Below are 24,460 nucleotides of genomic sequence, written 5' to 3' on the forward strand. Positions count from 1 at the left end.
CCGTGGGCGGAGCGGCCGGGGCGGAGGCGCCCGCGGGGCCCGTCGCAGGGGGTGCGGGAGGTGCGGGGGGCGCAGGAGCCGCCGGTCCGGGAGTGCCACCGGGGTCGGTCGGGGCTCCCGATGCCCGTACGGCAGCCCGTGCGGCCGCGGCCCCGCCGCCCGGCGGCACCGCCGGAGCCGCGCCGCCACCGCCCGCCGGACCGCCATGGCCCTCCGGCCCCGGCACGTACCCCATCGCAGGCGTTCCGGCCCCCGTGGAAACGTTCACACCTCGCTCGAGCCGGTCGAGGCGGGCCAGCACCGACCGCTCGTCGCTGTAGGCCGCGGGCAGCAGCACACGGGCGCAGATCAGCTCGAGCTGGAGCCGGGGGGAGGTGGCGCCGCGCATCTCGGTCAGTCCCTCGTTGACGAGGTCGGCGGCACGGCTCAGCTCGGCGGCGCCGAAGGACCGGGCCTGGTCCTGCATGCGCTCGACGACATCGGCGGGGGCGTCGATGAGCCCCTTCTCGGCGGCGTCCGGGACGGTGGCCAGGATCACCAGGTCCCGCAGCCGCTCCAGCAGGTCGGCGGCGAACCGGCGGGGATCGTGACCCCCCTCGATGACGCGGTTGACGACCTCGAAGGCGGCGGCGCCGTCCCCGGCGGCGAAGGCCTCGACGATGGAGTCGAGCAGCGCGCCGTCGGTGTATCCGAGGAGCGAGGTGGCCATGGCATAGGTCACGCCCTCCTCCCCCGCACCGGCGAGCAGCTGGTCCATGACGGACATGGAGTCACGCACGGATCCGCCACCGGCCCGCACGACCAGCGGAAGGACTCCCTCCTCGACGGGGATGTTCTCCTTCTGGCACACCTCGTGGAGGTAGTCGCGCAGGGTCCCCGGCGGAACCAGCCGGAAGGGGTAGTGATGGGTCCGGGACCGGATGGTCCCGATGACCTTCTCGGGCTCAGTGGTCGCGAAGATGAACTTCAGGTGTTCCGGCGGCTCCTCGACCACCTTGAGCAGCGCGTTGAAGCCGGCCGACGTGACCATGTGGGCCTCGTCGATGATGTAGATCTTGTAACGGCTGCGCGCGGGCCCGAAGAAGGCCTTCTCCCGCAGGTCGCGGGCGTCGTCCACACCACCGTGCGAAGCGGCGTCGATCTCGATGACGTCGATGGACCCCGGACCGTTCCGGGCCAGGTCACGGCACGACTCGCAGGTACCGCAGGGGGTGGGTGTCGGTCCCTTCTCGCAGTTCAGGCAACGGGCGAGAATGCGCGCGCTGGTCGTCTTGCCGCATCCGCGGGGGCCGCTGAACAGGTACGCGTGATTGACCCGGTTGTTCCGCAGCGCCTGCTGCAGCGGGGCGGTGACATGCTCCTGCCCGATGACCTCGGCGAACGACTCCGGGCGATAGCGGCGGTACAGCGCGAGAGACGACACGCATACGAGGTTATAGGCGCCTGCCGACAATCCGGCCTGACCACGAACACCGGCGCCTTTGTCACGCAAGGCCCCCCACGCACCCGCCAGAGCCAACCTACCCTTGCTGCCTTCCGGCCCTGGGGGAGTTCAGTCGGATAGCGCCGCGTGAGGGGCTCCGCACAGAGTACCCGATCCCGACAGCGGCAACGAGTTCGCGAGCACTCCCCTTCGTCATGTACTGTGTCCGGCGGAGGATTCGCCTAGTGGCCTAGGGCGCACGCTTGGAAAGCGTGTTGGGGGCAACCCCTCGCGGGTTCAAATCCCGCATCCTCCGCCAGCCGCCTGGACAGGCGTAGCAAGGGGCCCCACCGATCACCGGTGGGGCCCCTTGTTTTCGTCCTCGTCGTCGTCCGCCGGACGTCGCTGTCCCGGGCTGTCCTGGCCTCTGTCCACTTGTGTCCACTTGCGGGTACCGCGCCTGCATCCGCGCGGAGGTGCCCGGCTCCCACCATGAGCTGATCGATGACGCGATCCGGAACCCCGGGCAGCACGAGCACGATCGCGGCGGGACTCGGCGGGCCCGAACGGCTCGGTGAACCCGTGGCCCGACTCGCCCCACAAGGTCGCGGCGGCCCCGCGCCCGCATGCCTGTGCCTCGGCATGCCGCCTGAGCACGGCGACCGGCGGACCCGGCAGCGGCACCGCACGGCGGCCCGCTCGGGACTTTGTGTTCTTGGTCTCACATTCGAGGGAGCAGGGCTCGCCCACTGTTCTCCCCCTCAGGAGGAGAACTCTCCGGAAGGGCCGGGTCAGGTCAGACCTTCCAGTGCAATGGCTGCCGACTTACAGCCTTGAATGAAGTCGCGTGCTGCTTGCGGGGTGACTGCAGCGGTTCCATGCACAGCGGCGTTGCGCAAGCGGCGGAGGTCGTCCATCACGTCGACCCATTCCTGATGCAGGCCGGCCCTTTGCAGCATGCGCACCAGCTCGCCCGGTGGCACTCTCCCCGATACCGGACGCCGTGGCTGCACCCATGGATACCGGGTGAGAATTTCCTCGGCGAAGATCTGCAAGGCATTCCACGCAGAGACGATCGCTCCCGCCGGGGAGTGGTCGACAACCTCGTCCGGCTGACCAATTCCTTCCCGCAGGAGGGGCAGTCGACGGCGCACCGCATCACCAGGGGGCTCCTGTGTCTCTGGCTCAGACAGAGGCTGTGGATCAGGCCACGGCGCAGGGTGTGGCACAGAACGTGGTGCGGGCAGCGACGCAGGGACAGTCGACGCCCTCTCGTCATCCACTACCGCTTCCGCACGGTCACGAACGCGTCGTGCCTCGTTCTGGAACTCCAGGGCACCCACCGGTGTCTCCACACGGCTCAACCGTCCGATGGCCTCACCGACTCGATCACGCCATATCCACAGCAACGCCAGCGTGACCGCAGGCCAGACAAGTGCCTCTATGTACTTGAGAACCAGTTCGGCGACTTCCACGTATGCAGTCTGATGCCCCCTCAGGACTGTTCGCCGGACACTCTGACCGCACAGGTCCGGCGACACCCGCGGAACGTTCGTCGCACTGGTCCTTGCTCATCGCAGTTCATCGCACCGACGGCCGCCACCGCTCACTGCCGTATCGGCGTGGGACCGCACAGTGCACGGGCGCCGCGAACGCCGCATCGAGCGGACGGAGGAGGAGTTCACCGACGATCGTGCGCTCGCCGAGGCGATCGCCGCCGTCACCGCGGAGCACCTCGGAACCGGCGCCGGCACGCCCACCCTGCCGCAGATGCCGTGCCCGCAGATGCCGTACGGGGACGCGCAGCCGCCGCACTCCGGGGCGCGCCCATGCCGGCGTGGTCCCCGGTGCGGTGCTGTTCGGTACGGGCTGGGCCGTCTCGGGCGGAGCCCGGCCGTTCCGGTCATTCAGGTGGCCGGCGGCTGTCCGCTCGCCCTGGTCACCCTTGTCGGCGTCGTCACCGGTGTCCGGCTGTGCCGCTGGGCCAATGCCCGATGCTCCCGCCCCGACCGCGGCTCCCGCGGGTCACAGCCGGACACCGGCGGTCAGCGTTTCTTGCCGACCGGTCCTCCCGCGGGTCGTGTCTTCGCCGGACGGCTGGTGGTACGGGGGGAAGCAGGGGCGGAGGAATGGCGGTGGCGGGGTGTCGTGCGGCGAGGCGGGCGGGTCAGGGTGACCTGGCGCACGAGTTGCTGGAAGCAGGCCAGGGACGCCAGGCCCGGCAGGGCAGCCGCCGCCACATCGATGATCGTCCTGGGCGCCTGGGCGATGCACAGCAGCATCGCGATGGACGAGAAGACCAGCACCACACCCCAGGAGTGGACGGCGCGGCGCCGGTGCAGCGCGGCCCGCAGGACCGACAGGGACGCCACCAGCCAGGGGCCGTACACCAGAAGGGGCCACCACGACGCGAGACCTTCCCGCATCCGGGCCAGGGCCAGGACGTGGAGGGGGTCGTAGGCGACCATCCCGCCGAAGAAGCTCACCGAGGAGGCGATCACCGCGGTCAGCGCGGCGATGACATGGCTGGTGGTGCGCAGGACGTTCGGACGCTTGCGCTCCCGGATCCTTCGATGGCGCCGGGGAACCTCCCTCAGCGGAGGCAGTTCCGCGGTGATCCGCTGCAGGTTCTCCAGGGGGGTCTTCGAGGTGCCCGGAGCGTCCGACGTGCTCGGGGCGCTCGGAGCATGTGGAGTGTTCGGTGTGTTCGGCGTGCCGGGAGTGTCCAAGTCCAAAGCGACCGGAACCACCGGGATGAGCCCGGTGAGCGGTGCCTCGCCCCGGGTGGTGGGGGCCGTCGGCCCGTGCGCCTGCCGGGACTCCTGCATCGCGTCCTGGAGCATGAAGGCCAGCTCCTCGGCGGGATCCCAGGTCTCGTCCGGCGGGACCAGGGGCGACGAGAAGAACTCCGTCGGAGCCCGGTGACGGCCCGTGCCGGCTTTCTGGTGTCCGTTCGGATAAGCCGAATGACCCCCGTGGCCCGAGTAGCTCCAGACCTCCCGATGACCTGAATAACCAGTGGAGAAGTCGGCGGAATTCGCCGAACGGCGGCCAATACGTTCGTCGTACATTACGCAGTCGGCTGTTCCGCTCCCGGGCGGGCGGACCGGGCCTCCGAGCCGACCCAACGGCGGGCAAGGTCGGCTTCCAGTGTGCTCATCACGTCCAGGAAATTGCGCAGCAAAGGCTCGGTCACCTTCAGTGCGACCGGGCAATCACCCCTGGTCAGGACGCCGTTGACAGTGGCCGACGAGTGCACTGGGGCGGGAAGGTACGTATAGGGGCCGAGCGGCACCGCCTGCGCGGCGTTCGTGCTCTCCCGCTTCCGCCCCATGAGCAGACCCCAGTGCCCTTCCCTGGTTGTCTCGGTCATATCTCGACTAACGCCGCCCGACTTCCCCGGATGCGTGGCAAACGGGTGAAGGAATTCGACCACTCGGGGCCGTGTCGTTGCCGGATCGCGCGGTGGCATTGCGCTGATCGGGGGTAACCGCTCGCCATGGGCGAGATCCTGGTCGGTACGTGTTCGTGGACGGATCCGAGGCTGGTGCGCAGTGGCTGGTACCCGGCGGGGGCACGCGGCGCCGAGGGCCGGCTGCGGTACTACACCACGCGGTTCCCGGTCGTCGAGGCCGACTCCGCGTACTACGCCCTTCCCGACGAGCGGAACAGCCGGCTCTGGGCCGAGCGGACCCCGGAGCACTTCGTCTTCGACGTGAAGGCGTTCTCGCCGCTCACCGGGCACCCCACTCGGTGCGGCGCGCTGCCGAAGGAGCTGCGCGGTGCGTCGTACGACCCTCGTGACGCGACATTCCTCGACGCCGTGTGGGCACGGTTCGCCGAGGGGATCGAGCCGCTGCGCCGCCACGGACGGCTGGGCAGTGTGCTGTTCCAGTTCCCGCCGTGGTTCCGGCCGGGCACGCGGGCCGAGGCGTTCCTGGAGGGGTGCGCCGAGCGGACCGCGGGCTGGCCCGTGGCGGTGGAGTTCCGGCACCCCGCGTGGTGGCGGGAGGGGCGGACGGAGGCGACCGCCGCGCTGCTGCGCCGGTACGGCTTCGCCGCCGTCGGCGTCGACATGGTGCAGACGCTGCCCTCCTCCGTCCCGCCGGTCACGCCCGTCACCTCACCGCGGCTCTCCGTCGTGCGCTTCCACGGGCGCAGCCCTTCCTGGGGGACCGGGAGCAAGGAGGACCGGTTCCGGTACGAGTACGCCGACCACGAGCTGGAGGAGTGGGTGCCGCGGCTGCGCTCCCTCGCCGGGAGTGTCGAGAGGCTCCATGTCCTGTTCAACAACTGCTGCGGCGACGCGGCGGTCCGGGCCGCCGAGCGGATGCGTTCGCTGCTCGAACGGCCGGCGTCCGCGTCCCGCGTTCCGCGCGCCGCATCCGGCTGACCGGGAGAGCCGGCCCGGTCCGGACGGCACCCCTAGCGCAGGATCCGGACCTTCCGCTCCGCGCTCACCTGGTCGATCTCCGACACGCGCACCGTCGCCTTCATCGTCCACTCGCCGGCGACCGGGAGATTGAGGGTGTCGGTGCTCCAGTAGCCGCCCCTCTTGATGAGCTTGGCGTCGATCGGGCCGAGCTTCTGTTCGGGCAGGGACAGGGACAGGCGCAGCTCGGGGACGATGCTCAAGCCGCCGTCGGGGCCGTAGACCACGGCCTCCACCGCGTTCTGGCCGACACGGCCCGGCACCAGCGTGACCTGCACCTTGCCGTGGCCTCCCGGAGTGCCGACATCGAACGGGATCATCGTGAGGGAGGCCCCCGGCGCCCCTCCCGCGGGCGGGGCGTTCTCCGCCTCGGCGGCCACACGGCCCGGGAGGGTGCTGACCAGCATCGTGGTGACGACCAGCACCGCGATGCCCACGGCGACCTCGGTCAGGACCGAGCGGCGCAGGGCACGACGGCAGACGTCGGGCGCCGGCGAGGACGCGGGTTTCCCGGCCGGGGCTTTTCCGGCCGGAGCTTCCTTGGCCAGGCCTTCACCGGCCGGAGCTTCCTCGGCTGGGACTTCACCGGCTGCGGCTTCCTCGGCTCCGGGTTCTTCCGTCCCGGACTCCTCCGCCCCGGAAAGCCGCTTCCCGCCGGCCGGCACCGGGACCCGTGCGCGGGCCACCGCCTGCGGCTTCCCCGCCCGTACGGCGGCTTCCCCGTCCACCGCCGCCAACCGGGCCGTCCAGCGCCGTGAGAGGCCCGCCACGGCCAGCATCAGCACCACCACCGCCACCTTGACCAGCAGCAGCCGGCCGTACGCGGTGCCGGTGAGCGCGGCCCAGGAGCCGAGGCCGCGCCAGGACTGGTAGATCCCGGTGGCCACGAGGACGGTGACGGCGCCGAAGGCGATCCGGGAGAAGCGGGCCACGGCCGCCGTCAGCGCGGGGCCGTCGTCGGCCGGGGAAACGTCCCGGGAGGGATCCGGGGAGGGGGCCGGGGAGAGGTCCTGGGAGCTGTCCGGCGCGCCGGCGTTCGGGCCGCCGGCCGGGGCCGCCGTTCGCGGCTCGTCCTCCGTCACCCGTTGCAGGATCGTGAGAAGGGCCGTCAGCCCGCCCAGCCAGACCCCCATCGCCAGCACGTGCAGTGTCGAGGACGTCATCGCCACCGGCACCTGGATGCCGGCCGAGGCGTGCTCGGACGCAGCCAGGGTCAGCGCCAGGGCGAGGGCCGGCACGGCGCCCGCCGCCAGGGTCGCGCGCGTGGGCTCCTGCCCCGGCCGGCGCCGGAAGAGCCGTACGAGGAAGACGGCCGTCGGTACGAGCAGGGCCAGACGGGCCGTCAGGACCAGACCGGGACGGCTGCTCAGGGTGCGGGAGACGGCCGCGGGATCGAAGGCCGTCATCGGGCCGGTGCCCGTCTCGTAGGGAGCCCGCAGCACCAGCAGGACGAGTGTGGACGCCAGTGCCGCCCACCAGCTCACGGCCAGCGGCCCGCGCAGCAGACGGGGGTTTGGCGGACGGCACAGCAGGATGAAGGCGACCATGCCGATGAGCAGGGCGGCGGCACCGTAGGCGGTGTAGCGGCCGAGGTCGTAGAGGGTGCCGGTCACGGGGTGCTGGTCGGGCCCCGTGTCGACCACGGGGGCCGCCGGGGAGGGCTTTCCCACGGAGAAGGTCAGGGCGCCGGAGACCGGGTGGCCGTCCGCCGAGATCACCCGCCACGCCACGGTGAAGGTGCCCTCGCCCAGTCCGTCCGGGAACTCCACCTGGGCCGTGTTCGACCGGCCCGGCACATGCCGTGGCGGCTTCGTCCTCACCCGCCGGCCCTCGGGGTCGAACAGGCGGAAGGAGTCGTCGAGCAGGGCGACGGACTCGGAGTAGGTCAGCGTGACCGTGGAGGGAGCCGACTTCAGAACGGTTCCGTCGGCCGGGTCGGCCTCGCGCAGGTCCGCATGGGCGAAAGCGGGACCGGCCCCGCCGAGCAGGAGCAGGGCCAGTACGGCGCCGAGCAGTGTCAGCACCCGAAGTGGTCGCCGTACGGTCACGTCACTTCCCGTTCTGGAGATGGGGGATTGCCGGCCTCCGCAGGGGTACGGAAGAGGACGGCGCTTTGCTCACCGGAATCGTCCGGGAAGGCTATCCCGCGGCACGAACAGGCCCTCGCGGTACGAACAGCCGGCCGGGCGCGCTACAGCCGTGCACCGCTGCCCCGGGGGCGAGGATCGTGGATCCCTGCTCCTCGAGAGCCGGGAAAACGCTGCTGTGCCTCTCCTCCCCCGTCTTCTCCCCCGTCTTCTCCCCCGTCTCTTCCCCCGTCTCCTCCCCTGTCGAGCACCACGGCGGTGCCGACGGTGCCCGGCAGAGCGTCCTGACAGGACGTCGGCAGCGGGCAGGAACCGCTGCGACGGGCCGAGGGAGCCGGCGCTCAAAAGGAGTCGGCGGACCGAAGGAACCGACGGACCGAAGGAGCCAAGGGCCACAAGGAGCGGCCGGGTCCGGCAGCCGGAAGACGCAGGCCCCCTCGCGCCGCCCGGCAAGCGACGCGGCGTACGGCGGCCCGCCGGTGTCAGCCGAGCGGCCGGTCCCGGTTGCGGCACGCGCGCGTGCGTTCCCAGCATGAACCATGACCGAGCCACCGAGCGCCGGTCCCCAGGGCCCCGGGTACGACGACCGCCGCGTCCACGCCGCACGTGACCCACGGCGCCCGGGGACGCCGCCACCGCACCACGGACCGCCGCCGGAGGGGCCGCCGCCCCTCATCTCCCGCGCCGGCCGGCAGGCCCTCCTCGCCACCGGTGCGGCCGCCCTGGTCCTGGGCGTCCTGGTCCTGCTCTGGCCGGGCCCCTCCCTGCTCGCCGCCGGGGTCCTCTTCGGCGTCTACCTTCTGGTCAGCGGTGTGCTCCAGCTGGTCTCCGCCTTCGCCACCCACCGGACGGCCCCGCTGCGCGTGCTGGCCTTCGCCAGCGGCGCCCTGTCGATCCTGCTGGGTCTGTTCTGCTTCCGCGGCGCCCTGCAGTCGGTTCTGCTGCTCGCCCTGTGGATCGGCATCGGCTGGCTGATCCGCGGCCTCACCCAGACGATCGCCGCCGTCCACGACCCCGGCACGCCCGCGCGCGGCTGGCAGATCTTCTTCGGCGTCCTTGCCTTCCTCGCCGGAGCCGTCCTGATCGTCTCCCCACTGGAGTCGGTCGTCGTCCTCACCGTGGTCGCCGGCTGGTGGCTGGTGGTGGTCGGCATCGTCGAGACCGTCATCGCGTTGCGCGTCCGCGGGCACGCCGAACAGTTCCCGAGCACGGTCTGACCACAGGTGAGGTCCGTGTGACCGCAGAGGATGCCCGTGTGGCCGCAGAGGCGGCCTCCGCGGCCACGGGAGAGGTCACTGCGGCCACGAGAAAGGCCCCTGCGGCGCGGATGGCCGCCACGAATGAACCGGCCGTTCACCGCCTCCTGCGGGCCGTGCCGAAGAGGGACCGGGTGATCTCACGGCCGAGCTGAGTGCCCACGGACCGGGCCAGGGACTTGAACACACCGCTGTCCATGACCTGTTCGACGACCGACGGCTCCTCGCCCTCGTGCCGCCGGCCCCGGGGCGTCCGGGCGCCCCTCGGTTCCGCGGATGCCGTCTCCTCGCCCCGGGCGGCCCGCGTCCCGGTGAGTTTCTCGTACGCCGACTCGCGATCCACAGCCTGTGCATAACGGGCGTGCAGACGGGACTCCCGCACCGCGCGGTCCAGGGCCGCTCCGTCGACCGGGCCCATCAGGGACTCGGGTGCCCGCAGCCGGACCGCCGCGACCGGGGTCGGCGCCCCCCTCTCGCTCAGCACCGTCACCACCGCCTCGCCGGTGCCGAGCCCGGTGAGGATCTCCTCCAGGTCGTAGGCGGACTCGGGGAAGGTCCGCACCGTGGCCTTCAGGGCCTCCTGGTCGTCGGGGGTGAAGGCGCGCAGCGCGTGCTGGACCCGGTTGCCCAACTGGCCCAGTACGTCGGCGGGCACGTCCTTCGGGGACTGGGTGACGAAGAAGACGCCGACGCCCTTCGAGCGGATGAGCCGCACCGTCCGCGTGATCGACTCCAGGAACGCCTCGGAGGCGTCGTCGAACAGCAGATGCGCCTCGTCGAAGAAGAACACCAGCTTCGGCCTGTCCGCGTCGCCGACCTCCGGCAGATCGTGGAAGAGGTCGGCGAGCAGCCACATCAGGAAGGTGGAGAAGAGCCGCGGTTCGCCCTGGACGGCGGGCAGTTCGAGGACGGAGACGACTCCGCGGCCGTCGTCGGCCCGGCGCAGGAGCGCGCCGGTGTCGAACTCCGGCTCGCCGAAGAAGTCCGTCATGCCCTGCGCCTCGAAGGCGGTGAGGGAGCGCAGGATCACCCCGGCGGTGGCGGCCGAGAGGCCGCCGATGCCCTTCAGCTCCTGCTTGCCCTCGTCGGAGGTCAGAAAGGCGACGACCGCCCTGAGGTCCTTGAGGTCGACCAGTTCCAGCCCCTTGGTGTCGGCGTAGTGGAAGATCAGGGCGAGGGACTGCTCCTGCGTCGGGTTGAGCCGGAGCACCTTGGACAGCAGCAGCGGACCGAAGCTGGTGACGGTCGCCCGCAGCGGGATCCCGTGGCCCGCGCCGCCCAGGGCGTAGAACTCGGTGGGGAAGCCGGTCGGCGTCCACTGCTGGTGGACCTCGGCGGTCCGGGACCGGACACGGTCGTTCGCCGTGCCCGGCTCCGAGATCCCGGACAGGTCCCCCTTGACGTCCGCGAGGAAGACCGGCACGCCCTGGGCCGAGAGCTGCTCGGCGATCAGCTGCAGGGTCTTGGTCTTGCCGGTGCCGGTGGCGCCCGCGACCAGGCCGTGGCGGTTCAGCACCGACAGGGGGATCCGGATCCGCGCGTCGGGCAGGCAGTGGCCGTCCCAGATCAGGGCACCCAGATCCAGGGCGGGCCCGGCGAAGGCGTATCCGGAGGCGATCTCCAGGGCCTCCTGCGGGAGCGCCGGGGCGCTTCCCGGAGCCTCGCGGGCGGCGGCCCCGGGCACGGTCTCGCTGTCACTCATCTCATGCCCCTTTTCCGGTTCGCCCGCGTTTGCCGCGGCATTTCCAGCGTCGCACTCCGGTGGGCGGGCTGCGCCCGGAAGCCCTTGCCCGGTAGGCTTTCCGTGTGATCTTCAAGCGCATCGGAAACGGCCGGCCGTACCCCGACCACGGCCTGGAGAGCACCCGTCAATGGGCGGACGTCGCGCCGCGCCCGGTCCGCCTTGATCAGCTCGTGACCACCAAGCAGCAGCTCGACCTGGAGACTCTTCTCGCGGAGGACTCGACGTTCTACGGCGACCTCTTCGCGCACGTCGTGAAGTGGCAGGGCGACCTGTATCTGGAGGACGGTCTTCACCGCGCGGTGCGGGCCGCACTCCAGCAGCGCCAGGTGCTGCACGCGCGCGTGCTCGAACTGGACTGACAGAACCGGACTGACAGAACCGGCAGAACTGGCAGAACCGGGCCGGCAGAACCGGTCCGGCACCGGACCGACTCGGACCGGGCCGAGCCGTCCGGATCGCTGTTCGGTAACGGCTTGGACCTTTTGGGTTCTCCTGCACCGTATCGAATGATCATCTAGTAGGCATCACCGCTCAGGCGCACTACGCTGCGCCCATGAGCATGCTGACTCCCCCCGGCATGGGCGGGCAGTACCGGATCACGGGGAACAAGTACCCGCGGATGCGCAGGCCCCGTCGGCGTGGCAGGCTTGCGTTCCTCGCCGTCGCCTCCGTCACGGCGCTCGGTGTGATCGGCTGGGGCACGTTGCAGCTCATCGACGTCTTCACCGGCGGCGGAAAGAGCGCCTCGGCGGTCGGGACCAAGGGGGAGTGCGCGCCGAAGGCGGCGCCCACGGCGAGCCCGTCGCCCGCGAGCGCGGCCCGTACGCTGCCCAAGCCGGGCCAGATCACCGTCAACGTCCTCAACGCCACCGCCCGCACCGGTCTGGCCAAGCAGACCGCGGACGAGCTGAAGAAGCGCGGCTTCCGCATCGGCCGGGTGGACAACGCGACCAAGGAGTTCGACAAGAAGGTCAAGGGCACCGGGATCCTGCTCGGCTCGGCCTCCTCGATGAACACCTCGCTGCCCGTTCTCGCCACCCAGCTCGCCGGTGCCGAGCGCCGTGCCGACGCCCGCAAGGGCGCGGACGTCGACCTGATCATCGGCGACGGCTTCAAGCAGCTGACCGCGCAGGCGGCCGCCGACAAGGCCCTGGCCGCCCTGTACGCCCCTCCGCCGCCGCCCGAGACGACGAAGAAGGGCTGCTGAGCAGCCGTACGCCGCGTACGTACGGCGCCCGGCCGCCCCGGAAAGGGCGGGACCGGGTGCCGTACCGTTTCGTCACCGGCGTGGGCGGACACTTCCGCGGCACCGGACCGGCCACCGTTTCCCGGGCTCCGGTCCGCCCCTGAACAGGTGGTCAGGAGGGCTAGTCCGCCGCCCCGTACATCCGGTCGCCCGCGTCCCCCAGACCCGGGACGATGTAGCCCTGCTCGTTGAGGCGTTCGTCGACCGACGCCGTCACGACGGTCACCGGGGTGTCCGCCAGCTCGCGTTCCATGAGCGCGATGCCCTCGGGGGCGGCCAGGAGCACCACCGCGGTCACGTCGTCGGCGCCACGCTTGATCAGTTCCTGTATCGCCGCGACCAGGGTGCCGCCGGTGGCGAGCATCGGGTCGAGGACGTAGACCTGGCGGCCGGAGAGGTCCTCCGGCATCCGTGTGGCGTACGTCGAGGCCTGCAGGGTCTCCTCGTTGCGGATCATGCCGAGGAAGCCCACCTCGGCGGTCGGCAGCAGCCGGACCATGCCGTCCAGCATGCCGAGCCCGGCCCGCAGGATCGGCACCACCAGGGGCCGCGGGTAGGAGAGCTTGACGCCGGTGGTCCGGGCGACCGGTGTGTCGATGTCGACCTGCTCGGTGCGCACGTCCCGCGTCGCCTCGTAGGCGAGCAGGGTGACCAGTTCGTCGGCGAGCCGACGGAAGGTCGCGGAGTCGGTGCGCCGGTCGCGCAGCGTGGTGAGCTTGTGGGCGACCAAGGGATGGTCGACGACGTGGAGACGCATGGGCCAACAGTAACCGGGCCCCTGCCCCGCCCTTCCACCCGCCACCGCTCCGGCCGTGCTCACCCGTACTCCACCCTGTGCGTTGTTGTGGCACCAAGCCCTCGTCCGAGGGAGAGTGGGAGGAACGCACTGGGGTGGTGAACCAATTGCCTGACCGGGAATCCCGCCGGAATCCGGCGCCGCACGCACAGCCGGAGACGACGGACGCGCAGGAGACGGACACGCAGGAGACAGGCACGCAGGAGACGCCGGGGACGGCGGACGGGCCAGGGACGGCGGACACGCCGGAGACAGCGGACATATCCGCGGCCGAGGCCGACCACGAGCGCCAACGGCGCCGGGCCCTCTTCCTGAGCGAACTCGCCGAGGCACGCGCCCTGCGCGAACGCGTCCAGCCCCGCCGCGCCAGGGCCGCCCGGCTGCGGCACGTCCTGCTCATGCGCACGTTCCGCTGGTAGGCGAAAGATGCACGCAAGACGGACGGGAGGGGCGACACCCACGGGGACGCCCGGGCGGCGGACGTGCGTGGCCGCCGGGGAAAAGCCGCGTACGATCCGGGGTGCGGCGGCAACGACCGCGCCGGTGGGTCCTTCGCCGACGCACCGGCACAACCGATGAACCGATGGACCGGCGAAACCGCCGGACACAGGGGGACGAAGACGTCCCCAGAAGGCATGGTTTCTGCCACGATTCCGAGTGGGCGGGGCTTGGAGCCCAACTCTCTCCGCCCAGAACCTCCGCCGGAGGGGACCTCCAACCGGCACGCCTATGACCAGTGGGAGAGTCACGGTGTACTTCGCCGCACTGCTCGCGCGCACCGAAGACGGGTGGGAAGCGAGCGACACAGAGCTCGACGACGTGGAGACGCTGGCCGATCTGGCCGATCTGGCCCGGGAGGCCTCGACCGACGACGACACGGTGCTTGTCATGATCGAGCAGGAGGGCGCCTGGTTCGGCGTCGTCCGCGTGGACGGCGAGGACGACCCTCGTATCTACGTCTCCGACGCCGCCGCCGCTGCCCGTAGTTCGTACGGCGAGATCCTGCTCACCAACGAACTGCTCGGCCGGGACCCCGGTGACGACGGTCCCGACCTGGACTCCCTCGATCTCGACGGCACGGAGGACGGTGAACCGGCGTCCGCCGTGGACGACGAGGAGTCGTCGTCCGCCGCACTCATCACGCACAGCCCGCTGGGCGACGACAACATCCTCGACGACCTGGGCATCAGCGCGAAGGAGCTGCACACCCTGGAGGCAGAGGACGCGCTGAGCGCGATCGCCGAAGCCCTGGGCGCCTCGGAGGTCCTGGAGACCGTCCGCTGACCGGGGCGGGCATGCCGGGCATCAGCAGGGCGCCGGAGCCGGCCGGGGTCCCGGACCCGGTGCGCGACCGCTGGCGGGCCGCGATGCGGCTCGCCCTGGACGAGGCCGGACGGGCCGTCCGGGGCGGGGACGTCCCGGTCGGCGCCGTCGTGCTGGCCGACGACGGCACGACCGTGCTCGGCGCCGGCCACAACGAGCGTGAGGCCACCGGCGACCCGACCGCCCACGCGGAGGTCCTCGCCATCCGGCGGGCCGCCGCGCGGACCGGTCAGTGGCGGCTGTCCGGCTGCACGCTGGTCGTCACCCTGGAGCCGTGCACGATGTGCGCCGGCGCGATCGTCCTGTCCCGTGTGGACCGGGTGGTCTACGGCGCCCGCGACGAGAAGGCCGGCGCCGCCGGCTCCCTGTGGGACGTCGTACGGGACCGGCGGCTCAACCACCGGCCCGAGGTGATCGAGGGCGTACTCGCCGACGAATGCGCCACGCTGCTCACCGATTTCTTCCGCGGTCGCTGAGCCCGAAGGGCCGCCCTGGGGTCGCTCCTTCGGACCGGGCGGAAGAAACGGATTTCGAAGCAGGGCCACCCGTGCTGTAAGGTCTCCCTCGGTAGCGTGTCCGAGCGGCCGAAGGAGCTCGCCTCGAAAGCGAGTGTGGCGCAAGTCACCGAGGGTTCAAATCCCTCCGCTACCGCTCGAGAAGGGCCCTGTCCACCGGACGGGGCCCTTCGTGCGATCATCTACAGCGCCCGACCGGTGCGGATCCCCGGCAGGACGGGTCCGTGACCGGACAGCCAGCGACAGCGCACCCAGCGACAGGGGGGAGACCGCGATGGCGGTGAACGCCAAGAAGATCGCCGTCTATGTGCTCGTGGTCTTCGTGCTGTACGTGATCATCACCGACCCCGCCAAGGCGGCGAGCTATGTCCAGATAGGGTTCGAGGGCATCTCGGCGGCCGCCAAGGCCATCGGCGATTTCATGACGTGGGTCGCCAACGGAGGAAAGTGATGATCCGGCATCTGGTCCTGTTCAAGCTCAACGAGGGCGTCGAGCGCGACGACCCGCGCGTCGTGGCCGGTGTGAAGGCCTTCCGCGCCCTGGGCGGCCAGATCGACGAGCTGCGCTTCTGGGAGTGCGGCTGGAACGTCAGCGACCGGCCCATCGCCTACGACTTCGCGATCAACTCTGCGGTCGAGGACGCCGACGCCCTGCGCCGGTACCTGGAGCACCCGGCCCATCAGGCGTGCGCCGCCCAGTGGCGGGAGTTCGCCACATGGGTGATCGCCGACTACGAGTTCTGACGGTCCCGGCCCCCTGGGACAGCCGCGCACAGCCCCCTGGGACAGCCGTGCGCGGCCGCGCACAGCCGCGTACGGACACCGTCGGCCATGGCCGGCCCCGGCCGCCCGGGCCGTACTGCCATGGAGTCACGCGCTCGGTCCCGCATCGGAGCGATGCGGGACCTCTTTGTCTCTTGCCTTACGTCTTGCTTTGCGCCTTATGACCTGGTGAACCCCCCAACACGGGATTATGAGGTGCTTGAACCCCATGCAGCTGTCTTGTGATGCTATGACCGCTTTTGCTGGATGAGAGTTGATCGACGAAGAGGTGGCGTTGACCGTGTCGGCCAGGACTGCGCCGCCCCCGAAGGGAGCTTCCGCCCAGACGGCCGCCCCTGCCACCTCCTCGCCCCGGGAGAAGCGGCGCGGCGCCGACACCCGGGCCCTCACCCAGGTGCTCTTCACCCAGTTGAAGGAGCTCGAACCGGGCTCACCGGAGCACGCCCGCGTGCGTGGGGCGCTCATCGAGGCGAACCTCCCGCTCGTACGCTACGCGGCCGCCCGCTTCCGCTCCCGCAACGAGCCGATGGAGGACGTCGTCCAGGTCGGCACCATCGGGCTCATCAACGCCATCGACCGGTTCGACCCGGACCGGGGCGTGCAGTTCCCGACCTTCGCGATGCCGACGGTCGTCGGCGAGATCAAGCGCTACTTCCGCGACAACGTCCGCACCGTCCACGTCCCGCGCCGGCTGCACGAGCTGTGGGTGCAGGTCAACAGCGCCACCGAGGACCTGACGACCGCCTTCGGCCGCTCCCCCACGACCGCCGAGATCGCCGAGCGGCTGCGCATCACCGAGGAGGAGGTGCTCTCCTGCATCGAGGCGGGACGCTCGTACCACGCGACCTCCCTGGAGGCCGCCCAGGAGGGCGACGGGATGCCCGGGCTGCTGGACCGGCTCGGCTACGAGGACCCGGCCCTCGACGGCGTCGAGCACCGCGACCTGGTCCGCCATCTCCTGGTCCAACTGCCCGAACGGGAGCAGAGGATCCTGCTGCTGCGTTACTACAGCAATCTCACCCAGTCGCAGATCAGCGCGGAGCTCGGCGTCTCCCAGATGCACGTCTCCCGGCTACTCGCGCGTAGCTTCCAGCGGCTGCGATCCGCAAACAGGATCGAAGTGTAACCAGTACGGGCGAATCGCCCACTGGGGAGGTTCCCGACACCTCAGGGCTGAAAGTACGTCAGGCCCCTTCCTTCCAGGGCTGATTCACATCGTGGATGTCGACAAGTCCCTACAGCGCGTTGCCGACATGTGACATTCTGCGGGAAGCGCGTTTGCCGTGGCTTCGGCTCCGGTATCTCACGTGAGGACTGCGTTCTTCTCTTCGGAGGGCGCGGCCGCGACCGTCCCGCGACCCAAAGGGGGTGGCATGTCCGCAGAACAGGGCAGCTCCAAGGTGCTGACGCTCGTGAAGAGCGAGACGCCCTCCCCGGCGCTCGAGCCGCTCGACGCCCTCGACGATGTGGCGGCCCTGGAGGCCGTTCCCGCCACGGCCCTTCCGGCCACGCCCGCCCCGGCCTCGCCGGAGTCGGAGACCTCGGAGACCATCGACACCCGCACCCTGTCCCGCTCCCTGTTCCTGCGGCTCGCCGCACTCGACGAGGACAGCCCCGAACGTGGCTATGTCCGGGACACCCTGATCGAGCTCAACCTCCCCCTGGTCCGCTACGCGGCGTCCCGCTTCCGCTCCCGCAACGAGCCGATGGAGGACATCGTCCAGGTCGGCACCATCGGCCTGATCAAGGCGATCGACCGGTTCGACCCGGACCGGGGCGTGGAGTTCCCGACCTTCGCGATGCCGACGGTCGTGGGCGAGATCAAGCGCTTCTTCCGCGACACGTCGTGGTCGGTGCGGGTGCCCAGGCGCCTGCAGGAGCTGCGCCTGGCGCTGACGAAGGCGTCCGACGAGCTCTCCCAGAAGCTCGACCGCTCCCCGACGGTCTCCGAACTGGCCGCCGTTCTCGGCGTGTCGGAGGAGGACGTGGTCGACGGCCTCGCGGTGGGCAACGCCTACACCGCCTCCTCGCTGGACTCCCCGGCCCCCGAGGACGACGGCGGCGAGGGCTCCCTGGCGGACCGTCTCGGCTACGAGGACGCGGCGCTGGAGGGCGTGGAGTACCGCGAGTCGCTCAAGCCCCTGCTGGCCAAACTGCCGCCCCGTGAGCGGCGGATCATCATGCTGCGCTTCTTCGCCAACATGACCCAGTCGCAGATCGGCGAAGAGGTCGGCATCTCGCAGATGCACGTCTCCCGGCTGCTGACGCGAACTCTCGCACAGCTGCGGGAAGGGCTCATCTCGGACTGACCCGTTCGGGTCGTCCCTTCCCCGTCGTCCCCGCCGACAGGGTGTCAGCCACCATGGCGCGCTGCCATGGTGGCTGTTTTCTCATGCTCCTGATCGCGCCTCACTTGAAGGCGAGCCAGGCGACGCCCACGACGATCACCACGGCGACGACGACACCGACGATCAGGCCGACGCGCGGGCCTGAGGAGGCCTGCTGCGGCCCGCTCGGGGAAGCCTCGTCGACGAACGCGCGGAACATCTGGGTGCTGCCGGCGGGGTCGTAGTTGCCCTGAGGGCCCTGGGTGTTAGCCATGGCCCGAGACCCTAGCGAAGACGCCGGGCACTCGCCCACATGGGGGGTTGTCCAGCGTGCCCGGGACGCCTCGAAGACGCGCCAAAAGGGCGTATCGAAAGAGCACGCCGAAAGGACGTACCGGAAGGGGGTCCGGGCCGCCGGGGGCCGCTCCTCCAGGCCCCCTTCCAGCGCCCTTCCAGGCCCCTTTCAGACTCCCTTCCAGGCCCCCTTCGGCCCTGGACCGCCCGCTCCCGGCCTCCCGGACTCGTGGCGCAGGGGTGCCGTCAGAGGAGCCGGCCCTTCACCTGCGGGTTTACATCCGCCGATACGTGCCTTTGTCAAGCCTTTACGCCGCCGGCCCTCCATTTACTTGCCTTCAGCAACCAACCAGTCATATCGTTGCCCGAAGCAACGAATAGGGGAGGTGCCTTGGCCGGGCAAGCGCAGTTCGAGGAGCTGGTGCGCCAGCTCGGCGCCATCGGCGCCGTGAAACGGGACCTGCGGCGGATACTGCCCCCGGACTGCCCGGCCGGCGCGGCCGGCGTGCTCAGCCTGCTCGGCCGCCGTGGGGACATGCGCATGAGCGGGCTCGCCGAGCTGCTCTCCCTGGACATGTCCGTGATCAGCCGGCATGTCGCGCATCTCGCCGCGCACGGCTGGATCGAACGGCTCCCCGACCCGGCGGACAAGCGTTCGCGCATCCTGCGCCTGACGCCTGCCGGAACGAATCTGCTCGACGAGCTGTACCGGCGGGCCACCCGCCTGCTCGCCGAGCGGCTGGGCGACTGGAGCGACGACGAGATCGGCCGGCTCATCCGGCTGCTGAAACGCCTGCACGCCGACTTCGGCGAATGCCGGACCGCTCCCGACCGGCACCCCGCTCCCCTGAAGCCCGGGGCCTAGCCGGCCCCTGAGCCCCCGGTCGACGCCGGATCGCCGTCGCAGTCGCCAGGACCACCCGTACACCCGCAAGCACGCGAGACATCGAGACATCAAGGAAGCTCATGGCAACGACCACACCGGCCGGTGTGCGGGCTCACGCCGAACACGGGGGAGGTTCCTCCGGCGGTACTCCGATGACACACCGGCGGATCATGGAGGCGCTCTCCGGGCTGATGCTCGGCATGTTCGTGGCGATCCTGTCGTCCACGATCATCTCCAACGCGCTGCCGGAGATCATCGGCGACCTGGGGGGCGGCCAGTCCGCCTACACCTGGGTGGTCACCGCCGCCCTGCTGTCGATGACCGCGGCCACTCCCCTGTGGGGCAAGCTCGCCGACCTCTACAGCAAGAAGGTGCTCGTCCAGACGGCACTCGTCATCTTCGTCCTGGCGTCGGCCTGCGCGGGTCTGGCGCACAGCCCGGGCATGCTGATCGCCTGCCGTGTGGGACAGGGCATCGGCAGCGGCGGTCTGGCCGCCCTCGCCCAGATCATCATGGCCGCGATGATCTCCCCGCGGGAACGCGGCCGGTACTCCGGCTACCTCGGCGCCACCTTCGCCGTGGCCACCGTCGGGGGCCCGCTGCTCGGCGGTGTCATCACCGACACCCCCTGGCTCGGCTGGCGCTGGTGCTTCTACGTCGGCGTGCCCTTCGCGGCGATCGCGCTGATCGTCCTGCAGAAGACCCTGGACCTGCCCGTGACCAGGCGGGAGGTGAAGATCGACTGGGCCGGTGCGTTCCTGATCTCCGCCGCGGTGTCGCTGCTGCTGATCTGGGTCACCTTCGCCGGTGACAAGTACGCCTGGCTGTCGTGGCAGACGTACACGATGGTCGCCGGCTCACTCGTCCTCGGTGTGCTGTTCGTGCTCGTCGAGGCCAGGGCGAGCGAGCCGATCATCCCGCTGCGGCTGTTCCGCAACCGCACCATCACGCTGGCGTCGCTCGCCTCGCTGTTCGTGGGAATCGCCATGTTCAGCGGCACCGTCTTCTTCAGCCAGTACTTCCAGCTGGCCCGTGACGAGTCCCCGACCATGTCGGGCATCCTGACCATCCCGATGATCGGTGGTCTGTTCGTCTCCTCCACCGTCTCCGGTCTGCTCATCACCCGCACCGGACGCTGGAAGAGCTGGCTGGTCGCCGGTGGTGTGCTGGTCACGGCGGGGCTGGGCCTGCTCGGCACCATCCGGTACGACACGCCCTACTGGAAGACGGCCGTCTTCATGGCGCTGCTGGGCCTCGGGGTCGGCATGATGATGCAGAACCTGGTGCTGTGCACCCAGAACCAGGTGGCGCCGACCGACCTCGGCGCGGCCAGCTCCACGGTCACCTTCTTCCGCTCCCTCGGCGGTGCGGTCGGCGTCTCCGCACTGGGTGCGGTGATGGCCAACCGGATCACCGGCTACGTCAAGGACGGTGTGGCCGGCCTGCCCCCGCAGTACGCGGCCGCCCTGGCCGGCTCCGGCTCGGCGAACAACAGCATCCCGGACATGGACGCGCTGCCGGGGCCGCTGCGCACGGTCATGGAGAGCGCCTACGGGCACGGCATCGCCGACATCTTCTTGATCTCCGCCGCGGTGGCCGTGATCGCCCTCCTGATCTCACTGTTCATCAAGGAGGTCCCGCTGCGGACCGACGGCGCGCCGGCGCAGGCCGCCGCCGAGGAGAAGACCGCACCGGCGGACCCGGCTCCCGCCGAGGACCGGTCCCCCGAGGCCGCGGGCGCCGCCGCGAAGACGTCCGGTGCCGGCGAGAAGCGGGTGTCCGGCTGAGCGGTTGCCGCCTCCACCGGGGCCCGGCCGAGGCACACAGCCGCGGCCGGGCCCCGGTGCACGGTTTCCGCCCGCACCGCTCCCAAGACGCCTTCAAGACACTCGCAGGCCCCTCTCAGGACACGGCGGGCTTGATCGGACAGCCGGCCCGCGCCGGGCGTGGATCATCGGCTCGCGGCCGGCCGTCGCCGGGGCCCGGTCGTTCCGGGGCGTACAGCCGGTCGACGCAACGACAGGGGGTGCCGGGGAAGTCCGAGCCGGGCAGAAGCCGGTCGGCGAGGCCGTCCAGCCCGGGCAGCAGGGGCTTCATGCGTTCCCGCGCCGTGTCCGTCACCCCACCTCGACCTGCCACGAGATCAATGAGATCAATTCGGAACAGGTCTACGGACATGCCGGCCTGTGCACCCCGTAGATGAATCGGTTGTGGGCGCCCGGGCGCTCGGTGAGGGTCCACAGTTGGTTGGCCGAACGGAGCCAGTGGAGGTCTTGGAGCCCGCGGCCGCCGCGCTGCGATCTCGGTGTTCTGTTGCCCGTCGTGTTGGCCCAGACCAGGTCGCGGTTGTTGTTGGTTCCGCTCGAGTTGAAGTAGTAGCAGCCGCGGGAGAAGGCGCCCTGGACGTTGATGACGGGCTGGTGCCACGCCGCGTACGGACGGATGGTGCCCGGAAGCGGGTCATGGCGGCGCTCGTCCAGCGGGCCACCCGGCCGACGCTGTTCGTGCGGTACTCGCTGGTCAGGAACACCGGGTTGCGTCCGGGGGCGCGCTCGAGCGACATGGAGTCGTAGCGCGTGCCGGCCCTCTGGTTGTTCCACCGGCCGATTTCGGGCAGCAGGTAGTGGTAGCCGCGCCCGCAGTATCTGCCGTTGTGAAGCCCGGTCGGGCAGGTGGGGCTGATGTTCCCCCTGGGGTTGTTCGCCAGCCGCAGGAGGTAGTTGGTGTCGAAGACGCGCACGCCGCTGGTGGGACCCGTGACGAAGATGTAGTGCCGGTACCAGACGATGCCGCCCGCGTGGGTGCTCACGTCGCTGTAGTCGGTCCCGGTGCTGTTCGGCCGCACGAGCAGTACATGGATGTACCTGTTCGTGGCGCGGTCCAGGAAGCTCAGCCGGGTTCCCGTCCCCTGGGATCCCACGCTGCCCGAGTGCCAGGAGAAGACGATGGCCCTGTGCCCGTCGACCGTGCCGGCTCCCGGCTGGGCGTCCTCGGTTCCGCTGATCCCCTGCGGGGTCCAACGCGTGTTCACGGTGTCCGCCTGGTCCAGGCAGTAGTAGGCGACCGCGTGCGCCCCGATCAGAGCGCCGTTCTGGGTCATGGCGTTGTTGCGGCAGGCGGTCTGGTTCTGTGTGTGAGCCTGGCGGTTGGCCGCGTCCAGCATGGACCCCACCATGATCCTGTTGCCGCCCGGGTTCACGGCCGCCCTCAGAGCGCGGGCCTGCGTGCGCCGGTCGCCTTCCCACCGAGGGAGAAGGCGTCGGGGTTGGCGGCTGTCATGGGCCTGAGAGGCGGATTGGGGACGGCGACGGCCGGGGCGGCGGGTACGGCTGCGGTGAGCAGGCCGAACACCGCCAGGAAGAGCACTGCGCCGGGCACACGCCCACGCCTGAACAATCTCATGGCCTCTCCGGGGCAGGGGAAGGAAGTGCTCTCCGGGGCAGGGGAAGGAAGTGCGGGGGCGTCTGCCGCGCACATGGCTTGCCGTCGACGGCGGCCCACCGGCACAAACGGTTTCCACCCTGTTCCGGGAAGGGTGCCCAGGAGACCCGGAAATCACCCCGGCGGCACGATGGCGGAGGTGTCCGGGTGACACCGGGCGCGTCGCACGAACGCTGGGGGGCGGCGTTGCCGTCGGAACCGCGGCTGACACCAGTGGAAGACCTGCGGAGCGGTAAGCGAGGGGCTTCTCCGTGAAAGGTTGCCGCCGATGGGCCAGGGCTGCTCGAAAGAGTCCGTCAGCCGGCGGACTCGGCCGGCCCGTCGGCACGCTGTCCGGCTGCCCCTGGCGGCGGCTCCGTGCGGCCGTGGCCGGCGGCAAAGTTCCCGCCGGCCCGGTCGCGGGCCTCGGCGAGGGCGCGCTCGAACTCCTCGCGGGCACGCCGCTGGATGCCGTCGCTGTCGTGCAGCAGGGCGTCGATTTCCGCGGGCGTGGCCGGGACGGGCGGCGGTCCCTCGGCGGTCAGGCGTTCGTGAAGCCACCGGCACGCCTGGTCCTCGGCCGGGAACCGCTCCAGCACCTCGCGGGTGCCGCGCTCGTGGATCCCCACGAGCCACTGGCCGCCGTGCTCTTCGAGGAAGTAGCGATCCGTGCCGGGGCGCTGCTCGTGCGGGCAGCCGGGGATCTCGTAGTACGTCTCCGGAACTCCGGCTGCCCGCAGGGCCCGGCAGAGCTGGAAGCGGTCCATGAAGCCAGTCTTCCACCCAGGGGCGTACAGGGCCCGGCGCCAGGTGAGGCACCGCATGCCGGGCCCTGCTCCGCACCGTCACCGGGATGCGGCCCGCACCCCGGCCGGCGGCTTCTGCTTCATCGGCTTGCTCTCCGTGTACGGGACCTTCACCCGCACAAGGGTGCCGTTGGCGACGAGTGCGCTCACGTTGGCGAAGGGGAGGGTCGGACACGCGGCAGTCGACGACGTGGCGTACTGAATGCCCCCGCCCGGCTGCTCGAACGCCGCGGCGGCCGGTCCCGCGCACACGGTGACATCCCTCGTCACCCTGTACAGGTGGTAGTTGTAGGGGTAGCGCGGATCCTCGGTGTTGAGGTTGGACGGCGGGATCGACCGCTGCCCGAACTTCGTGCCCGCGGGAGCGAGGAACCGGCCGTTCTCGTTGCCGAACCTGTCGACCAGTTGTCCCGCGTGGAGCACCAGCGGCGCCGCGATCGGTTGCTGGTTGCTGTTGAGCGCGAAGCCGTCGAAGGGCGGATATTTCCAGTTGCCCTGACCCGCGTCCTCAGCGGGGTCCCACCACGTGTTCAGGAACTGCACGGCGGTGAGGTTCCCGAGCCGGTGGTAGTCCCTGAGGATGTCCGCCACCAGCCCGCGCTGCGGCAACCGCTTGGGGCCGAGCCTCCAGTCACCGCAGAAGTAGAACGGGCGGTAGGCCGCCGGGATGGGATACGGCACCAGTCCCTTGCACACACGCGACGTCTCGGGGTCGTCGTGTCCGTCCCCCGGTCGTCCGAGCGGTCCCGCCTGCCGGAGCGCAGACGGGTGCGACCGGTCATGACCGTGGGTGCTCGCCTGGCCACCGCCCTCGGCCACGGGCGTGGCCGAGGAGACGGACGCGCCCATGACCAGAGAACCGGCCAGACCGATCGCGGCCACGAAGCCGGCACATCTTGCTGACGATCTCAACGAACCTCCCATGTGATCTGCGCCCGGCTCCTCTTGCTGGACACATCCCGAAACATCCGGATGCAGACAGAACGTCGAGATCACTAAACCGCAGGGTCGGGCGGGGGTGAGCAGACACGCCGGGCCTGCGGCCGAACGGGTCCACGCCGAAACGTCCCGTCAAAGCGGCGGTCCGCGCGTGGTCCTATCCCGGTTCCCGGGCCCAGTGGA

Annotated in this window: 26 protein-coding genes, 2 tRNA genes, 1 other RNA gene and 1 pseudogene; 15 read left to right on the forward strand and 15 right to left on the reverse strand. The window is 70.7% G+C overall.

Features of this window, described 5'->3' with window-relative positions; all coding sequences use genetic code 11:
- The coding region (locus ABD224_RS26010; protein WP_344054117.1) for a DNA polymerase III subunit gamma and tau at window positions 1-1,423 on the reverse strand (1,423 nt) is incomplete at its 3' end.
- Between the two features lie 64 nt (window positions 1,424-1,487).
- Window positions 1,488-1,582, reverse strand: an RNA gene (gene ffs, locus ABD224_RS26015) — signal recognition particle sRNA small type.
- Window positions 1,583-1,654: 72 nt separating this feature from the next.
- Between ffs and ABD224_RS26020 the strand changes: the two genes are divergently transcribed.
- Window positions 1,655-1,742 (forward strand) — tRNA-Ser (locus ABD224_RS26020).
- Between the two features lie 123 nt (window positions 1,743-1,865).
- Here ABD224_RS26020 and ABD224_RS26025 read toward each other — a convergent pair.
- The 4 genes and pseudogenes from ABD224_RS26025 to ABD224_RS26040 all read right to left on the reverse strand — a co-directional run.
- Window positions 1,866-2,146: pseudogene (locus tag ABD224_RS26025) on the reverse strand (site-specific integrase); the annotation flags it as partial.
- A gap of 68 nt (window positions 2,147-2,214) precedes the next feature.
- Complete coding sequence (locus ABD224_RS26030; RefSeq protein ID WP_344054119.1) at window positions 2,215-2,898, reverse strand: hypothetical protein; 684 nt, start codon at window positions 2,896-2,898, stop codon at window positions 2,215-2,217.
- A gap of 570 nt (window positions 2,899-3,468) precedes the next feature.
- Window positions 3,469-4,266, reverse strand: coding sequence for a DUF2637 domain-containing protein (locus ABD224_RS26035; protein WP_344054121.1), 798 nt, complete (start codon window positions 4,264-4,266; stop codon window positions 3,469-3,471).
- Between the two features lie 227 nt (window positions 4,267-4,493).
- The gene (locus ABD224_RS26040) at window positions 4,494-4,796 is read right to left on the reverse strand and encodes a hypothetical protein (RefSeq protein ID WP_344054123.1); all 303 of its coding nucleotides are present in this window, start codon (window positions 4,794-4,796) and stop codon (window positions 4,494-4,496) included.
- A 126-nt stretch (window positions 4,797-4,922) separates the two neighbouring features.
- On the opposite strand from ABD224_RS26040, the gene ABD224_RS26045 reads away from it, so the two are divergent.
- A complete protein-coding gene (locus tag ABD224_RS26045) occupies window positions 4,923-5,816 on the forward strand; it encodes a DUF72 domain-containing protein (protein WP_344054125.1) in 894 nt (297 codons plus the stop codon).
- 32 nt (window positions 5,817-5,848) lie between these two features.
- Here ABD224_RS26045 and ABD224_RS26050 read toward each other — a convergent pair whose 3' ends face one another.
- On the reverse strand, window positions 5,849-7,903 hold the full coding sequence (locus ABD224_RS26050; protein WP_344054127.1) for a copper resistance CopC/CopD family protein: 2,055 nt from the start codon (window positions 7,901-7,903) through the stop codon (window positions 5,849-5,851).
- A 578-nt stretch (window positions 7,904-8,481) separates the two neighbouring features.
- Here ABD224_RS26050 and ABD224_RS26055 point away from each other — a divergent pair.
- The gene (locus tag ABD224_RS26055) at window positions 8,482-9,159 is read left to right on the forward strand and encodes an HdeD family acid-resistance protein (protein ID WP_344054129.1); all 678 of its coding nucleotides are present in this window, start codon (window positions 8,482-8,484) and stop codon (window positions 9,157-9,159) included.
- Between the two features lie 136 nt (window positions 9,160-9,295).
- Here ABD224_RS26055 and ABD224_RS26060 read toward each other — a convergent pair whose 3' ends face one another.
- The gene (locus ABD224_RS26060) at window positions 9,296-10,900 is read right to left on the reverse strand and encodes a helicase HerA-like domain-containing protein (protein WP_344054131.1); all 1,605 of its coding nucleotides are present in this window, start codon (window positions 10,898-10,900) and stop codon (window positions 9,296-9,298) included.
- A gap of 104 nt (window positions 10,901-11,004) precedes the next feature.
- On the opposite strand from ABD224_RS26060, the gene ABD224_RS26065 reads away from it, so the two are divergent.
- Window positions 11,005-11,301 carry a type II toxin-antitoxin system VapB family antitoxin gene (locus ABD224_RS26065; protein ID WP_086793493.1) on the forward strand — a complete coding sequence of 99 codons (297 nt, stop codon included), beginning with the start codon at window positions 11,005-11,007 and terminating at the stop codon, window positions 11,299-11,301.
- A gap of 218 nt (window positions 11,302-11,519) precedes the next feature.
- A complete protein-coding gene (locus ABD224_RS26070) occupies window positions 11,520-12,149 on the forward strand; it encodes a LytR C-terminal domain-containing protein (RefSeq protein ID WP_344054170.1) in 630 nt (209 codons plus the stop codon).
- Between the two features lie 160 nt (window positions 12,150-12,309).
- Here the strand turns inward: ABD224_RS26070 and upp are convergent, their stop codons facing one another.
- Window positions 12,310-12,945 carry a uracil phosphoribosyltransferase gene (gene upp, locus ABD224_RS26075; RefSeq protein ID WP_344054134.1) on the reverse strand — a complete coding sequence of 212 codons (636 nt, stop codon included), beginning with the start codon at window positions 12,943-12,945 and terminating at the stop codon, window positions 12,310-12,312.
- Between the two features lie 137 nt (window positions 12,946-13,082).
- Between upp and ABD224_RS26080 the strand changes: the two genes are divergently transcribed.
- From ABD224_RS26080 to ABD224_RS26115, 8 genes are all read left to right on the forward strand, one after another.
- On the forward strand, window positions 13,083-13,403 hold the full coding sequence (locus tag ABD224_RS26080; protein ID WP_344054175.1) for a hypothetical protein: 321 nt from the start codon (window positions 13,083-13,085) through the stop codon (window positions 13,401-13,403).
- Window positions 13,404-13,734: 331 nt separating this feature from the next.
- Window positions 13,735-14,268 carry a tRNA adenosine deaminase-associated protein gene (locus ABD224_RS26085; RefSeq protein WP_344054172.1) on the forward strand — a complete coding sequence of 178 codons (534 nt, stop codon included), beginning with the start codon at window positions 13,735-13,737 and terminating at the stop codon, window positions 14,266-14,268.
- An 11-nt stretch (window positions 14,269-14,279) separates the two neighbouring features.
- Window positions 14,280-14,783 (forward strand): tRNA adenosine(34) deaminase TadA, encoded by a 504-nt coding sequence (gene tadA, locus ABD224_RS26090; protein ID WP_344054136.1) that lies wholly within the window; start codon window positions 14,280-14,282, stop codon window positions 14,781-14,783.
- Between the two features lie 90 nt (window positions 14,784-14,873).
- Window positions 14,874-14,958 (forward strand) — tRNA-Ser (locus ABD224_RS26095).
- A 138-nt stretch (window positions 14,959-15,096) separates the two neighbouring features.
- Complete coding sequence (locus tag ABD224_RS26100) at window positions 15,097-15,273, forward strand: hypothetical protein (RefSeq protein WP_344054138.1); 177 nt, start codon at window positions 15,097-15,099, stop codon at window positions 15,271-15,273.
- The gene (locus ABD224_RS26105; protein ID WP_344054140.1) at window positions 15,273-15,566 is read left to right on the forward strand and encodes a Dabb family protein; all 294 of its coding nucleotides are present in this window, start codon (window positions 15,273-15,275) and stop codon (window positions 15,564-15,566) included. Before ABD224_RS26100 ends, ABD224_RS26105 begins: the two co-directional genes overlap by 1 nt.
- Window positions 15,567-15,879: 313 nt before the next feature.
- A complete protein-coding gene (locus tag ABD224_RS26110; protein ID WP_079130034.1) occupies window positions 15,880-16,731 on the forward strand; it encodes an RNA polymerase sigma factor SigF in 852 nt (283 codons plus the stop codon).
- A gap of 247 nt (window positions 16,732-16,978) precedes the next feature.
- Window positions 16,979-17,914, forward strand: coding sequence for an RNA polymerase sigma factor SigF (locus tag ABD224_RS26115; RefSeq protein ID WP_344054142.1), 936 nt, complete (start codon window positions 16,979-16,981; stop codon window positions 17,912-17,914).
- A gap of 100 nt (window positions 17,915-18,014) precedes the next feature.
- On the opposite strand, the gene ABD224_RS26120 is transcribed toward ABD224_RS26115, so the two are convergent.
- Complete coding sequence (locus ABD224_RS26120; RefSeq protein ID WP_344054144.1) at window positions 18,015-18,206, reverse strand: hypothetical protein; 192 nt, start codon at window positions 18,204-18,206, stop codon at window positions 18,015-18,017.
- A 411-nt stretch (window positions 18,207-18,617) separates the two neighbouring features.
- Here ABD224_RS26120 and ABD224_RS26125 point away from each other — a divergent pair, with 411 nt between their 5' ends.
- Both ABD224_RS26125 and ABD224_RS26130 read left to right on the forward strand, forming a co-directional pair.
- Window positions 18,618-19,091, forward strand: a complete 474-nt coding sequence (locus ABD224_RS26125) for a MarR family winged helix-turn-helix transcriptional regulator (RefSeq protein ID WP_344054146.1) — start codon at window positions 18,618-18,620, stop codon at window positions 19,089-19,091.
- Between the two features lie 173 nt (window positions 19,092-19,264).
- A complete protein-coding gene (locus ABD224_RS26130; RefSeq protein ID WP_486388854.1) occupies window positions 19,265-20,899 on the forward strand; it encodes an MDR family MFS transporter in 1,635 nt (544 codons plus the stop codon).
- A 115-nt stretch (window positions 20,900-21,014) separates the two neighbouring features.
- Here the strand turns inward: ABD224_RS26130 and ABD224_RS26135 are convergent, their stop codons facing one another.
- From ABD224_RS26135 to ABD224_RS26155, 5 genes are all read right to left on the reverse strand, one after another.
- Window positions 21,015-21,251 carry a hypothetical protein gene (locus ABD224_RS26135; protein ID WP_344054150.1) on the reverse strand — a complete coding sequence of 79 codons (237 nt, stop codon included), beginning with the start codon at window positions 21,249-21,251 and terminating at the stop codon, window positions 21,015-21,017.
- 13 nt (window positions 21,252-21,264) lie between these two features.
- A complete protein-coding gene (locus ABD224_RS26140) occupies window positions 21,265-22,275 on the reverse strand; it encodes a hypothetical protein (protein ID WP_344054152.1) in 1,011 nt (336 codons plus the stop codon).
- 44 nt (window positions 22,276-22,319) lie between these two features.
- Window positions 22,320-22,490 (reverse strand): hypothetical protein, encoded by a 171-nt coding sequence (locus ABD224_RS26145; protein WP_344054154.1) that lies wholly within the window; start codon window positions 22,488-22,490, stop codon window positions 22,320-22,322.
- A gap of 359 nt (window positions 22,491-22,849) precedes the next feature.
- Entirely contained in the window at window positions 22,850-23,299 is a 450-nt protein-coding gene (locus ABD224_RS26150) for a hypothetical protein (RefSeq protein WP_344054156.1), read from the reverse strand.
- 78 nt (window positions 23,300-23,377) lie between these two features.
- Window positions 23,378-24,220, reverse strand: coding sequence for a TNT domain-containing protein (locus ABD224_RS26155; protein ID WP_344054158.1), 843 nt, complete (start codon window positions 24,218-24,220; stop codon window positions 23,378-23,380).
- Between the last annotated feature and the right edge of the window lie 240 nt (window positions 24,221-24,460).

It is taken from the genome of Streptomyces thermoalcalitolerans, assembly GCF_039525155.1.
Taxonomy (GTDB): Bacteria; Actinomycetota; Actinomycetes; order Streptomycetales; family Streptomycetaceae; genus Streptomyces; species Streptomyces thermovulgaris.

Coding starts and splice junctions, on each gene's coding strand:
- ABD224_RS26040 (WP_344054123.1), bottom strand. CDS start 4,796: ATGACCGAGACAACCAGGGAAGGGCACTGGGGTCTGCTCATGGGGCGG.
- ABD224_RS26105 (WP_344054140.1), top strand. CDS start 15,273: ATGATCCGGCATCTGGTCCTGTTCAAGCTCAACGAGGGCGTCGAGCGC.
- upp (WP_344054134.1), bottom strand. CDS start 12,945: ATGCGTCTCCACGTCGTCGACCATCCCTTGGTCGCCCACAAGCTCACC.
- ABD224_RS26115 (WP_344054142.1), top strand. CDS start 16,979: ATGTCCGCAGAACAGGGCAGCTCCAAGGTGCTGACGCTCGTGAAGAGC.
- ABD224_RS26070 (WP_344054170.1), top strand. CDS start 11,520: ATGGGCGGGCAGTACCGGATCACGGGGAACAAGTACCCGCGGATGCGC.
- ABD224_RS26100 (WP_344054138.1), top strand. CDS start 15,097: ATGGCGGTGAACGCCAAGAAGATCGCCGTCTATGTGCTCGTGGTCTTC.
- ABD224_RS26140 (WP_344054152.1), bottom strand. CDS start 22,275: ATGCTGGACGCGGCCAACCGCCAGGCTCACACACAGAACCAGACCGCC.
- ABD224_RS26060 (WP_344054131.1), bottom strand. CDS start 10,900: ATGAGTGACAGCGAGACCGTGCCCGGGGCCGCCGCCCGCGAGGCTCCG.
- tadA (WP_344054136.1), top strand. CDS start 14,280: ATGCCGGGCATCAGCAGGGCGCCGGAGCCGGCCGGGGTCCCGGACCCG.
- ABD224_RS26130 (WP_486388854.1), top strand. CDS start 19,265: ATGACACACCGGCGGATCATGGAGGCGCTCTCCGGGCTGATGCTCGGC.
- ABD224_RS26120 (WP_344054144.1), bottom strand. CDS start 18,206: ATGGCTAACACCCAGGGCCCTCAGGGCAACTACGACCCCGCCGGCAGC.
- ABD224_RS26045 (WP_344054125.1), top strand. CDS start 4,923: ATGGGCGAGATCCTGGTCGGTACGTGTTCGTGGACGGATCCGAGGCTG.
- ABD224_RS26150 (WP_344054156.1), bottom strand. CDS start 23,299: ATGGACCGCTTCCAGCTCTGCCGGGCCCTGCGGGCAGCCGGAGTTCCG.
- ABD224_RS26035 (WP_344054121.1), bottom strand. CDS start 4,266: ATGCTCCAGGACGCGATGCAGGAGTCCCGGCAGGCGCACGGGCCGACG.
- ABD224_RS26055 (WP_344054129.1), top strand. CDS start 8,482: ATGACCGAGCCACCGAGCGCCGGTCCCCAGGGCCCCGGGTACGACGAC.